This is a genomic window from Pseudomonas sp. PsB, from assembly GCF_043658375.1.
Classification (GTDB): domain Bacteria; phylum Pseudomonadota; class Gammaproteobacteria; order Pseudomonadales; family Pseudomonadaceae; genus Aquipseudomonas; species Aquipseudomonas putida_Z.
Genome location: NZ_JBIGLU010000028.1, coordinates 1 through 12,328, shown reverse-complemented (window position 1 = coordinate 12,328; position 12,328 = coordinate 1). Strand labels below are relative to the sequence as shown.

Here is a 12,328-nt window from a genome sequence, read left to right as displayed (position 1 = left end):
GTGAGCGGATCGGGCAACTATAGCCGCCCACCGGGGCACCAGCCATCAGAACGAGCGGATGATCCGCCCCAGGGTTTCCATGGCCCGTTCGGCATCCTCGTGCCAGGGGCTGCCGTAGTTCAGGCGGATGCAGTTGCCGAAGCGCCGGGTGGGCGAAAAGATCGGCCCGGGGGCGATGCTGATGCCCTGGGCCAAGGCCATGTGGAACAGCTTGAGGGCGTCCATCTGTTCGGGCAGCTCCAGCCACAGGAAGTAGCCGCCGGACGGTTGGCTGACCCGCGTCTGCGCCGGAAAGTGCCGGGCAATGGCCGCCAGCATGTTGGCCTGCTGGCCTTCCAGGGCATAGCGCAGTTTGCGCAGGTGGCGGTCGTAGCCACCGTGCTGCAGGTAGTCGGCGATGGCCGCCTGGGCCGGCATCGAGGCACACAGCGAGGTCATCAGCTTGAGCCGTTCGATCTTCTGTGCAAAGCGCCCGGCTGCCACCCAGCCGATGCGGTAGCCGGGTGCCAGGCTCTTGGCGAACGAGCCGCAGTGCATCACCAGGCCCTGGGTGTCGAAGGCCTTGGCCGGTTTGGGTGCCTGTTGCGAGTAGTACAGTTCGGCGTACACGTCGTCTTCGATCAATGGCACCTGATGACGCGCCAGCAGCTCTACCAGTGCCTGCTTTTTCGCCTCCGGCATGCTGGCGCCCACCGGGTTCTGGAAGTTGGTCATGCACCACACGGCCTTGACCGGGTGCTTCTCCAGCGTTTGCGCCAGCACGCCCAGGTCCATGCCTTCGCGCGGGTGCACAGGGATTTCCACGGCCTTGAGCTTGAGCCGCTCCAGTACCTGTAGGCAGGCATAGAAGGCGGGGGCTTCGATGGCCACCAGGTCACCGGGCTGGGTGACGGCCTGCAGGCACAGGTTCAAGGCTTCCAGCGCGCCGTTGGTGATCAGCAGCTCCTCCATCGGCAGCATCAGCCCGCCAACCATGTAGCGCAGGGCAATCTGCCGGCGCAGCTGCGGGTTGCCGGGTGACAGGTCGGTCACCACCATGCGCGGGTCCATGCTGCGGCTGGCGCTGGCCAGCGAACGCGACAGGCGTTGCAGCGGAAACAGCTCGGGGCTGGGGAAGGCCGAGCCGAACGGCACGGTGTTGGGGTCCTTGATCGAGTCGAGGATCGAGAACACCAGCGCGCTGACATCGACATCGGTGGACTCGCTGACCGGCTGCAATGCCTGCGGTTCGCTGAACTGGCGCGGGGCGTGGGCGTTGACGAAATAACCCGAGCGCGGCCGGGCGCGGATCAGCCCGCGCCGTTCCAGCAGGTAGTAGGCCTGGAACACGGTGGACGGGCTGACCCCGTGGGTCTGGCTGGCATAGCGCACCGAGGGCACGCGCTGGCCGGGGCCCAGCACCCCGGAGCGGATCAGTTCGGCGATGTCGTCGGCAAAGCGTTCGTAGCGTTTCATTCTGGCCTTCTGTCGAAGCCTGGCAGGCAAGGTGGAATCAGTGTAAGGGATCAACGGTTCAGCGGTGCGACGAAGCGGCTGTGGGCCACGCTGCGGATGGCGGGGTCGTCGCGCTCGCTGATCTCGAAGCTCAGCGTCTGCGAGCTGCTGGCCGGGCGCTCGGCGAGCATCGCCACCGACACCGGCAGTTCACTCATTTCACCGGCCGGGATCATGAATGAGGTCTTGCCCTGCAGGCTGAAGCCGTCGGCGTCCAGCAGGCGCAGCTGATAGTGCCGGGTGCTTTCGGTCTTGTTGATGACCTTGAGCAGGTAGATGTTCTCGATCTGGCCCTGGGCATTCTCGCGGAACAGGCCGCGGTCCTTGATCACATCCAGCGACACCATCGGGCGCAGCTGCAAGGCCACCACCAGTGCCGCGATCATCACCCCCAGCGCGGCGGCGTAGCCCAGCAGGCGCGGGCGCAGCCAATGGGTGGTGCCACCTTGCAGGCTGCGTTCGGACTTGTAGCCGATCAGGCCACGGGCATAGCCCATCTTGTCCATTACCCCGTCACAGGCATCGATGCACGCCGCGCAGCCGATGCACGCCATTTGCAGGCCATCGCGAATATCGATGCCGGTAGGGCACACCTGCACGCACAAGGTGCAGTCGATGCAGTCGCCCAGGCCCTGGGCGCGGAGGTCGCTGCCTTTCTTGCGCGGGCCACGGGCTTCGCCGCGCCGCGGGTCATAGGCGACCGCCAGGGTGTCCTTGTCGAACATCACGCTCTGGAAGCGTGCATAGGGGCACATGTGCAGGCACACCGCTTCGCGCAGCAGGCCGGCATTGATGTAGGTGGCGGCGGTGAAGAACAGCACCCAGAACAGCGCCACGCCGCCCAGTTGCAAGGTGAACAGCTCCGCGGCCAGTGGGCGGATCGGGGTGAAGTAGCCGACGAAGGTCAGCCCGGTGAGCACGCCAATGGCCAGCCACAGGCTGTGCTTCAGCGTGCGCCGGGCCAGTTTGTTCAGGCTCCAGGGCGCGGAAGCCAGCTTGATGCGCTGGTTGCGGTCGCCCTCGGTGACCTTTTCGCACCACATGAACAGCCAGGTCCAGGTGCTTTGCGGGCAGCTGTAGCCGCACCACACGCGGCCGGCATACACGGTGATGGCGAACAGGCCAAAGGCGCAGATGATCAGCAGCGCCGACAGCAGGATGAAGTCCTGCGGCCAGAAGGTGGCGCCGAAGATGTGGAATTTGCTGTTGCCCACGTCCCACAGCACGGCCTGGCGGCCATTCCAGTTCAGCCAGGCGGTGCCGAAGAACAGCACGAACAGGGCGCCGGCGAAGCCGATGCGCAGGTTGCGGTACAGCCCGGTGAAGCTGCGGGTATGGATGCCATTGTCGGCGCGGCGCGGCAGGGGGCTGGCTGGGGCGGTGGCGATCTCTGTGAAAGGGATTCTATCGTTCATGGCTCGGTGCTCATCAGGCCTCGATCAGGCATGAGCACTATGGCCCTGAGGCTGTTATCAGCACAGGCTCAGATTTTGCGATAAAAACCGTATCAGATTTCCGGGCAGGCCCCGCCAGGCCTCAGATTACCGAGCCTGGCGTGCTGGCCTTCAGATGCCTGCGGCTATCCACCGCACCCGCCACGGTCAGTGCATCGGCCTCGGCTTCGGTGATGGGCACACGCTGGCCGGCGAGCAGGGCCACGGACATGCGCAGCTGTTCGTCGGTGACGATTTCGATGGACGGGCCATCACCCTCGATGCGCAGGTCTTCGGCGATCAGGGTGCAGCGGCGGGTGGTTTCGTCGATTTCAATGGGCATGGGGTGGTCCTCCTGGGGGTTACAGGGGTGGACCACAGGGCAGGGCGGGTTGCTGCATCCGGAAGCTGAGCGGCACTTTGTCATTTGCCCGGAGGTCAACCCTTGCAGATGGCAGGCCCGGCCTCTTCGCGGGTAAACCCGCTCCCACAGGGTTTGCACAGGTTTCAATGCAATGCAGTACCTGTGGGAGCGGGTTTACCCGCGAAGAGGCCGGGCCTGACAACACAATGCTCAGCATGGGAAAAAAGCAATGGACCTCATCTGGCAAGCAATCCAGGCCGAATTCGCCGATATCACCGACGAGCGCGAGGTCACGCAAATCCTCGTACGCCTGCTGATGGCAGCCCTGCTCGGCGCCGTGCTGGGCTTCGAGCGCGAGCACAAGGGCAAGGCCGCCGGGGTGCGCACGCATATGCTGGTTTCGCTGGGCGCCGCGCTGTTCGTGCTGGCACCGAGCATGGCCGGGGCCGATGAGCAGGCGCTGAGCCGGGTGATCCAGGGCATTGTCGCCGGTATCGGTTTTCTGGGTGCGGGCACCATTCTCAAGGGGAACGGCCAGGACGCCAGCCATGTGAAGGGCCTGACCACTGCCGCCGGATTGTGGATGACCGCCGCCATCGGTACGGCAGCCGGCATGGGCCGTGAAGCCACGGCGTTGATCAGCACGATACTGGCCCTGCTGGTGCTGGGCACGATGCCGTTGTTGGTGGACAAGCTCGAAGGGCAGGATGAGGGAAAGCAGGAGGAGGAAGAGGGCAGGAAGCACTGAGGGGAGCCGAAGCTCCCCTCAAAGCGTTGTTGCCTGCTCTTTTTTTATTATTGGGACCGGCCTGTTGTTGTTTTTGTCAGCCTGTCCTGGTGTTGCGGGCGACCCCCATGCGGGGTCAAGAGCAAACGTATTTTTTTGAGCGCTGACCTGCCTTCATCATTGCTGATCCGAACCTGGCTGCCGCTACCTGGAGGTAGTTTTATTGTTCTGTGCCAGACCGCGGGGCGTACCCCTGAAAAGCGTGTCGACTCCAAAAAAATCTGCTTGCTACGCCTCTGCCGTGTTGTTCTTGTTATGTCAGAGCCGTTACCTGTTGTTTTTATTGGGTGTCACATTCTTTTTGTTGTTGTACCAGAGATATAGCAGGGTGCGTGCCAACTTTTGCAAACCCTTTAAAATCAAGCACTTGGCGATTTTGGTCGAAATCGACCGGCCTGAAATTCTGCCGATTTGTTTCCCTGTTACCCGATTTTTTGCTGCAAAACGTGGGGGCGGTAACACTTCACCCACGCCAATGTGACACCCGTATGACTTATTGCGCGCTGCGCGCCCGCGCTACCCGCGACCCGTTGTCGCGGCCCAGCACGCTGCTGATGCGGCGGCCGGCGGCGATCAGCAGGTCCAGGTCGATGCCGGTTTCAATGCCCAGCCCCTGCAGCAGGTACACAACGTCTTCACTGGCGATATTGCCGGTAGCGCCTTTGGCATAGGGGCAGCCGCCCAGCCCGGCCACCGAGCTGTCGAACACGCTGATGCCTTCGAGCAGGCTGGCATACACGTTGGCCAGGGCCTGGCCATAGGTATCGTGGAAGTGCCCGGCCAGTTGCTCGCGCGGTACCTGTGCCGCGACCACCTCGAACAGGCGCCGGGTTTCGCCGGCGGTGCCGGTGCCGATGGTGTCACCCAGCGATACCTCGTAGCAGCCCATGTCGTGCAGGGCACGGGCCACCGGGGCGACCTGCTCGGCGCTGACCTTGCCTTCATAGGGGCAGCCAAGCACGCACGACACATAGCCGCGCACGCGCACACCGTGGTTGCGCGCGGCTTCCATGATCGGCTCGAAGCGCTTGAGGCTGTCGCTGATCGAGCAGTTGATGTTGCGTTGCGAGAAGGCTTCGGAGGCGGCCGCGAACACCGCCACTTCCTTCACGCCGGCGGCCAGGGCGTCCTCGAAACCGCGCAGGTTGGGGGCCAGCGCCGCATAGGTGACACCCGGGCGCTGCTGGATACCGGCGAACACTTCGGCGGAGCCGGCCATCTGCGGCACCCACTTGGGCGAGACGAAACTGCCCACTTCGATATAGGCCAGGCCCGCTTCGGTGAGGTCGTCCACCAGACGCACCTTGTCGGCGACGCTGATGGGCTGGGCTTCGTTCTGCAGGCCGTCGCGGGGGCCTACTTCGACCAGGCGGACGTGTTTGGGCAAGGACATGGCGGGTTTCCTGTGGCGTTCAGCGGTTGTCTTTGTTGTTCAGGGTGGCGGCCAGGGCTTGTTCGCAGCGCTCCTGGGCGGTGTCCAGCTCCAGCTGCATCTGGTGGATGTCGAGCATCTGCTGTTCCAGCTGGGCGCGGCGCTCGGCGATTTTCGCCAGCATGCTGTTGAGCTGCTTGAGGTTGCCGCTGGAGGGATCGTACAGCTCGATCAGCTCGCGGCATTCGGCCAGCGAAAAGCCGATGCGCTTGCCGCGCAGGATGAGCTTCAGGCTGACCTTGTCACGCGCCGAATAGATACGCTCCAGGCCACGGCGCTCGGGGCTCAGCAGGCCCTGTTCCTCATAGAAGCGGATGGCGCGGGTGGTGATGTCCAGCTCGCGGGACAGGTCGGAGATGCTGTAGGTCTGGGTGCTCATGCTGGGGCTCGGCGTGGGGTATGCGGGTATCCTGAGGGCAGGTTGACGTATACGTCAAGCAGGGGCACGGGATGTGTGTTGCCTGTGCTGGCCTCTTCGCGGGTAAACCCGCTCCCACAGGAAGTGCACAGGCCTTGAGGGCACCGCCGTCCCTGTGGGAGCGGGTTCACCCGCGAAGAGGCCAGCACAGGCGAAAAAATTACTCAGACAACCCCGACCTGCGATACCCATTCGGTGTCTGCCCACTCAACCGCTTGAACCACCGGGCAAAATAGGTGGGGTCGGTAAAGCCCAGGCTATCCGACAACTGCCCGATGCTCATCCGCGTATAGATCAGGTTGCGCCGCGCCTCCAGCAGCAACCGCTGGTGCACCACCTGCAGCGCGGTCTGCCCACTCAGTGCCCGGCACAGCTGGTTAAGCTGCAAACTCGGAATATTCAGCCGCGCGGCAAAGTCCTCCACCGACAGGTGCTCACGGTAATGCGCCTCGACCAGGCGCAGGTACTGCCCCAGCAACTGGCGGTCGCGTTCATCGCGGTTGCGAGGCGGCTGCCCCAACTGCTGGCGGCGGCTGATCCACACCATCAGCGCCGTCACCAGCGCCTCGAGCAGTGCCGCCCGCGCCGGGGCGTTGCCCTGGTACTCCTGCTGCAGGGTCTCGATCAGGCTGCGCAGGTGCACCCGGTCCCGGCCCAGCGGGTAACACGCCGCCTTCGCCAGCACCGCCAGCGGCGCGCCCAGGCGCTGCTCGAGGTTGGCCACCAGTGCCGTGCCAAAGGTCAGCACATGCCCCTGGATATCGGCGCTGAAGCGAAAGCCATGCACGGTCATCGGCGGCACCACCTGGATCGCCGCTTCGCTGATGGCGCTGCGCACCCCCTCTACCTCCACCTCGGCCCGGCCGCGTTGCACATACAGCAACTGGAACAGCTCGGCATGCTGGTGCGGCTTGATTTCCCAGTGGTGCAAACGGCTACGCGCCGGGATCGACTCGCAGTGCAGCAGGTCGGTGCCGGGCCAGGCCTGGTTTTCGCCATACAGCTTGAACAAGGGGACGCCGGGGAGGGTGGATTTCATGCGTGCAGGCCTGTCCGTTAATCGAACGTCTTTTGTAAAAGTGCAGGTTATGCATGGAATAGCACACTTCAATGGCTGTTTTTGCCAGTAAAAATGCAAGGGCAAACCCTAACAGCAGATGCCGCCCCACTGCCAGTCCAGGGCCGGCATCGTCCGCACAGAGACAACAACAATGAAAACTCAGGTCGCAATTATTGGTGCAGGTCCGTCTGGCCTGCTGCTGGGCCAACTGCTGCACAAGGCCGGTATCGATACGGTCATCGTCGAACGCCAGACGCCCGAATACGTGCTTGGCCGCATCCGTGCCGGGGTGCTGGAGCAAGGCACGGTCGACCTGCTGCGTGAAGCCGGTGTGGCCGAGCGCATGGACCGTGAAGGCCTGGTTCACGAGGGTGTCGAACTGCTGGTCGGCGGGCGCCGCCAACGCCTGGACCTCAAGGCCCTGACCGGTGGCAAGACGGTGATGGTATACGGCCAGACCGAAGTCACCCGTGACCTGATGCAGGCACGTGAAGCCAGCGGCGCGCCGATCATCTATTCGGCAAGCAATGTCCAGCCGCACGAACTCAAGGGCGAACGGCCCTACCTGACCTATGAAAAAGATGGCCAGGTGCACCGGGTGGACTGCGACTACATTGCCGGTTGTGACGGCTTCCACGGTGTCTCGCGGCAGAGTATCCCCGAGGGCATCCTCAAGCAGTACGAGCGGGTCTACCCGTTTGGCTGGCTGGGCATGCTGTCAGACACGCCACCGGTCAACCACGAACTGATCTACGCCCACCACGAACGCGGTTTCGTGCTGTGCAGCCAGCGTTCGCACACCCGTAGCCGCTACTACCTGCAGGTCCCGCTGGAAGAGCAGGTGGAGGCGTGGTCCGACGAGCGCTTCTGGGAGGAGCTGAAGGCACGCTTGCCCGAAGACGTGGCTGCGCGCCTGGTCACCGGCCCGGCGCTGGAGAAGAGCATCGCGCCGCTGCGCAGCCTGGTGGTCGAGCCGATGCAGTATGGCCAGCTGTTCCTTGTCGGGGATGCTGCGCATATCGTCCCGCCGACCGGCGCCAAGGGCCTGAACCTGGCGGCATCGGACGTCAACTACCTGTACCGCATCCTGGTCAAGGTGTACCGCGAAGGGCGCACCGACCTGCTGCAGCAGTATTCGCCGCTGGCCTTGCGCCGGGTGTGGAAAGGCGAGCGTTTCAGCTGGTTCATGACCCAGTTGCTGCACGACTTCGGCAGCCACAAGGACGCCTGGGACCAGAAGATGCAGGAGGCCGACCGCGAGTACTTCCTGACCTCGCCGGCGGGGTTGGTGAACATTGCCGAGAACTATGTAGGGCTGCCGTTCGAAGAAGTGGCCTGACCTGTAGAGCGGCCTTGTGTCGCGAAAGGGGTGCGAAGCGCCCCCAGGTTCTTCGCATTCCTGCAAAATTGCCGGGGCCGCTTTGCGGCCCAATCGCGACACAAGGCCGCTCCCACAGGTACAGCAGCGCCTGTGACGCAAACGATTACATGTGGGAGCGGCCTTGCGTCGCGATTGGGCTGCAAAGCAGCCCCGGCATTCGAAAGCCAGCATTGCCTAGCGGGCCAGTAACGCCTCCATCTCCCGATACCCCCGCTGCCGCGCATGCTCCAGCGCGGTCACCCCATCCTTGTCGGCAATCTGCCGATCCGCCCCGGCCGCCAGTAGCCGGCGCACGATCTCCACATGCCGCGGCCCGCCGTCACCGAGGATCACCGCCTCCAGCAGCGCAGTCCAGTGCAGGCGGTTGAGATGGTTCACGTCCACCCCGGCATCGATCAGCAACTGCACGGTCTCGACATGCCCGCGTTCGGCGGCGGGTATCAGCGCAGTGCCTCCGTACCGGTTGGTGCTCTTGAGGTCGGCACCGTGGTTCAAGGTCAGCCGCAGGATGTCGTTCAGGCCACGTGCCCCGGCATACAGGTACGGGCTGTCGTCGATGTTGTCCTTGGCATTCACATCGGCACCGGCCTCGATCAGCGTTTTCGCGGCCGCAACCTGGTTGCCATGGGTAGCCACCAGCAGGGCTGTGCGCCCTTGCTCGTCACGGCTCTCCAGCTGCGCACCTTGTGCCAGCAGTTGTTGCAGGGTGCGCACATCATCGTGACGGGCAGCGTTGTGCAGGCGGTTGTCCATGGCAGTGCTCTCGGCGTGGGCGGCAAGGCTGGTGCACAGGGCGAACAGTATCGCAGCAAGTAGTGAACGCATGGGGCAGGCTCCTCGATGACCTGCCCGCATCCTAGAAAAAACACGCCAGGGCTTGAAGTTAAGTTTGCGCATGACAGACAGTGCCTTGCTGAATAGGTAATGGCAGGAAGCACTACGATGACATTCTCCACCCCCCTGATGGGCGCCTTGTGCCTGGTAGCTGCCAGTGGCTGGGCCTGTGCCGACCAGGTGCTGCCCGCACCACCGGAACTGGCCTCCGGCTACCGCACCGGCCTGCAGCCGGTGCATGCCAGCCGGCACATGGCCGCCGCCGCCAACCCGCTGGCCAGCGAGGCGGGGCGGGCGATGCTGCGTGCCGGTGGTAGCGCCATCGACGCGGCCATCGCCATGCAGATGGTGCTGACCCTGGTCGAACCGCAATCCAGCGGCATTGGCGGCGGGGCGTTCATCCTCTACTGGGATGGGCAGCGCGTACAGGCGTACGATGGCCGCGAGGCAGCCCCGGCGGCGGTGACGGAAAACCTGTTCCTGCAAGCCGATGGTTCACCGATGCCATTCAGGGCGGCGCAGATCGGCGGGCGTTCGGTGGGCGTACCGGGAGTTCTGCGTGCCCTGAAGCTGGCCCATGAGCAGCACGGCAAGCTGCCCTGGCGCGACCTGTTCGCCCCGGCCATTGCGCTGGCACGTAACGGTTTCGCGGTTTCCGAACGCCTTCACACGCTGGTGGCGGGCGACCCGTTCATTGCCCGTTCACCGGCCATGGCCCGCTACTTCCTGGATGAACAGGGCAAGCCACTGGCGGTGGGGGCTACCTTGCGCAACCCCGAGCTTGCGCAAACCTTCGAGCAGATTGCCGAGCAGGGCCCCGAAGTGTTCTACAGCGGCGAGATCGCCGACGCCATCGTCGCCAAGGTGCGCAGCCATGCCAATGCCGGCTACCTGTCGTTGCAGGATATGCAGCATTACCGGGCCAAGATGCGCGAACCGCTGTGCGGCCCCTACAAGGCCTGGCGCATCTGTGGCATGCCGCCGCCGTCGTCGGGCGGGGTGACGGTGCTGCAGACCCTGGGCATCTTGGAGGCACTGCAACGGGCTTCGCCACAGCGCGACCTTGCCGCCATGCGGCCGCTGCGTACTTCGTCGGTTGCCGGGCTGGAAGCCCCGCCGCTGGCCGTGCACCTGGTTGCCGAGGCCGAGCGCCTGGCCTATGCCGACCGCGCCCAGTACCTGGCCGACAGCGATTACGTGCCGGTGCCGCTCAAGGCCCTGACCGACTCCGCATACCTGGCCAGCCGCGCTGCGCAGGTCGGCGAGTACAGCATGAAACGCGCCCGCCCGGGCCGGCCGCAGGGGGCCGATCTGGCCCTGGCGCCAGACCGCTCGCCGCTGCGCATATCCACCTCGCACCTCAGCGCGGTGGACGACCGCGGCCAGGCCCTGGCCATGACCACTTCGGTGGAAGCGGCGTTCGGCTCGCACCTGATGGTCAAGGGCTTTTTGCTCAACAACCACCTGACCGACTTCTCGTTCATCCCCCGGGAACAAGGCAAGCCCGTGGCCAACCGGGTACAACCGGGCAAACGGCCGCTGTCGGCCATGGCGCCGACCCTGGTGTTCTCGCAAGCTTCCGGCGAGCTGGTGGCCAGCCTGGGCTCGCCCGGCGGCTCGCAGATCATCGGCTACGTGAACAAGGCGCTGATCGGCCTGCTGGATTGGCAGCTCGACCCGCAGCAGGCCGCCGGCCTGCCCAACTTCGGCAGCCGCAATGCCGGCACCGAAGTAGAGGCGGGGTTGGCCAGCCCGGCACTGATCCGCCAGTTGGCAGCCTGGGGGCATGAGGTGACGCCGATGACCATGACCAGTGGCATGCAGATCATCCAGCGCAGTGGCGAGGGTTGGTCGGGCGGTGCCGACCCTCGGCGCGAAGGCGTGGCAGTCGGCGACTAGCGGTGCGCGTTGCGGTGCAGCAGGTGGCGTGGTAGAAGTCAGTCTTGCCATTCAGAAGTTGAATATCAAGATGTCCATCAGCGTGAAATCGAATAGGGCCCTGTTCGACCTCGACCTGTTGCGTGCCATTGTCGTGGTGGCCGATTGCGGAAGCTTCACCACGGCTGCTGCGCGGCTGCACTCCACCCAATCGACCATCAGCCAGAAGGTGCGCCGGCTGGAGGATATGGTTGGCCACCGTCTGCTGGTGCGTGGCAATCGCGACGTGCTGCCGACCGACGCCGGGCAGACCTTGCTCGGCTATGCCCGGCACATGCTGGCCCTCAACGACCAGATGCTCGAAGCCTTGGCCGGGGCGATGGTTGGCATGACCGTGCGCCTTGGCGTGCCCGAGGACTTCGTGGGCGGGCGTACCACCAATGCATTGTCGGCGTTCAGCCGGCTGCACCCGCAGGTGAAGCTGGAAGTGACCAGCGGCCTGTGCCGCGACCTCAGCCAGGCCTACGACAACGGTGAGCTCGACCTGGTGTTGCTCAAGCAGCGGCGCAACAGCCGCGAAGGCGTGGCCTGCTGGCCAGAACGCCTGCAGTGGATCGACAGCGCGCGCACGCCCGCCTTCGAGCTGGACCCGATCCCGCTGGTGACCTTCCCGCCCCGCGGCCTGTACCGCGACGACATGATCACCGCCATCGAAGGCATGGGCCGGCGTTGGCGCATCAGCTTCACCAGCTCCAGCCTCAGCGGCATCCAGGCAGCGGTCGCCGATGGCATGGGTATCAGCCTGCTGCCGCCACGGGCGGCCACTGGTGAGCACCGGGTGCTGGGGGCAGGGCAAGGGTTGCCGGAGGTCGACAGCTATGAAATCGTCATCGTCCACCGGCCGACGGCGGATGTGATGGTCAAGGCGTTGGCCGAGGTGATGACGCAATTGCTGGCGGGTGGCGGGATCTGACGATCTGTGCGGGGATACAGGATTTGGCAATCTCACGCGATCCCTTGTAGGAGCGGCCTTGCGTCGCGAAAGGGCTGCGCAGCAGCCCCAGGTTTCAGCGTCGCTGCAGAGATTGCCGGGGCCGCTGTGCGGCCCTTTCGCGACACAAGGCCGCTCCTACAAGAACCTCGTCCACCGGCCGACGGTGGATGCTGGCAGGTGGCGGGATCTGACGATCTGTGCGGGGATACAGGATTTGGCAATCTCACGCGATCCCTTGTAGGAGCGGCCTTGC

At 64.6% G+C, this 12,328-nt stretch carries 11 protein-coding genes; 4 read left to right on the top strand and 7 right to left on the bottom strand.

Going from position 1 to position 12,328, the window contains the following annotated elements:
- Positions 1-45 precede the first annotated feature (45 nt).
- The 3 genes from mapR to ACGLHT_RS24135 form a co-directional block, all read right to left on the bottom strand.
- Positions 46-1,455: a GntR family transcriptional regulator MpaR gene (mapR, locus tag ACGLHT_RS24145; RefSeq protein WP_025338884.1), complete on the bottom strand. Its 1,410-nt coding sequence runs from the start codon at positions 1,453-1,455 to the stop codon at positions 46-48.
- Between the two features lie 50 nt (positions 1,456-1,505).
- Entirely contained in the window at positions 1,506-2,909 is a 1,404-nt protein-coding gene (ccoG, locus tag ACGLHT_RS24140) for a cytochrome c oxidase accessory protein CcoG (protein ID WP_274120686.1), read from the bottom strand.
- 121 nt (positions 2,910-3,030) lie between these two features.
- Positions 3,031-3,270, bottom strand: coding sequence for a DUF3203 family protein (locus ACGLHT_RS24135; protein WP_013972933.1), 240 nt, complete (start codon positions 3,268-3,270; stop codon positions 3,031-3,033).
- A gap of 250 nt (positions 3,271-3,520) precedes the next feature.
- On the opposite strand from ACGLHT_RS24135, the gene ACGLHT_RS24130 reads away from it, so the two are divergent.
- Positions 3,521-4,039, top strand: coding sequence for an MgtC/SapB family protein (locus tag ACGLHT_RS24130; RefSeq protein WP_013972932.1), 519 nt, complete (start codon positions 3,521-3,523; stop codon positions 4,037-4,039).
- 532 nt (positions 4,040-4,571) lie between these two features.
- Here the strand turns inward: ACGLHT_RS24130 and ACGLHT_RS24125 are convergent.
- The 3 genes from ACGLHT_RS24125 to ACGLHT_RS24115 all read right to left on the bottom strand — a co-directional run bounded on the left by ACGLHT_RS24125 (position 4,572) and on the right by ACGLHT_RS24115 (position 6,967).
- A complete protein-coding gene (locus ACGLHT_RS24125) occupies positions 4,572-5,471 on the bottom strand; it encodes a hydroxymethylglutaryl-CoA lyase (protein ID WP_061551595.1) in 900 nt (299 codons plus the stop codon).
- Positions 5,472-5,490: 19 nt separating this feature from the next.
- Positions 5,491-5,889, bottom strand: a complete 399-nt coding sequence (locus ACGLHT_RS24120) for a MerR family DNA-binding transcriptional regulator (protein ID WP_013972930.1) — start codon at positions 5,887-5,889, stop codon at positions 5,491-5,493.
- Between the two features lie 199 nt (positions 5,890-6,088).
- Positions 6,089-6,967: a helix-turn-helix domain-containing protein gene (locus ACGLHT_RS24115; protein ID WP_274078813.1), complete on the bottom strand. Its 879-nt coding sequence runs from the start codon at positions 6,965-6,967 to the stop codon at positions 6,089-6,091.
- A gap of 172 nt (positions 6,968-7,139) precedes the next feature.
- Here ACGLHT_RS24115 and pobA point away from each other — a divergent pair, with 172 nt between their 5' ends.
- Positions 7,140-8,327: a 4-hydroxybenzoate 3-monooxygenase gene (gene pobA / locus ACGLHT_RS24110; RefSeq protein WP_075045032.1), complete on the top strand. Its 1,188-nt coding sequence runs from the start codon at positions 7,140-7,142 to the stop codon at positions 8,325-8,327.
- A gap of 216 nt (positions 8,328-8,543) precedes the next feature.
- Here the strand turns inward: pobA and ACGLHT_RS24105 are convergent, their stop codons facing one another.
- Positions 8,544-9,194: an ankyrin repeat domain-containing protein gene (locus tag ACGLHT_RS24105; protein ID WP_274120685.1), complete on the bottom strand. Its 651-nt coding sequence runs from the start codon at positions 9,192-9,194 to the stop codon at positions 8,544-8,546.
- A gap of 117 nt (positions 9,195-9,311) precedes the next feature.
- Here ACGLHT_RS24105 and ggt point away from each other — a divergent pair, with 117 nt between their 5' ends.
- Positions 9,312-11,102, top strand: coding sequence for a gamma-glutamyltransferase (gene ggt / locus ACGLHT_RS24100; protein ID WP_137163750.1), 1,791 nt, complete (start codon positions 9,312-9,314; stop codon positions 11,100-11,102).
- 70 nt (positions 11,103-11,172) lie between these two features.
- The gene (locus tag ACGLHT_RS24095; RefSeq protein WP_085591441.1) at positions 11,173-12,054 is read left to right on the top strand and encodes a LysR substrate-binding domain-containing protein; all 882 of its coding nucleotides are present in this window, start codon (positions 11,173-11,175) and stop codon (positions 12,052-12,054) included.
- The last annotated feature ends 274 nt before the right edge of the window (positions 12,055-12,328 follow it).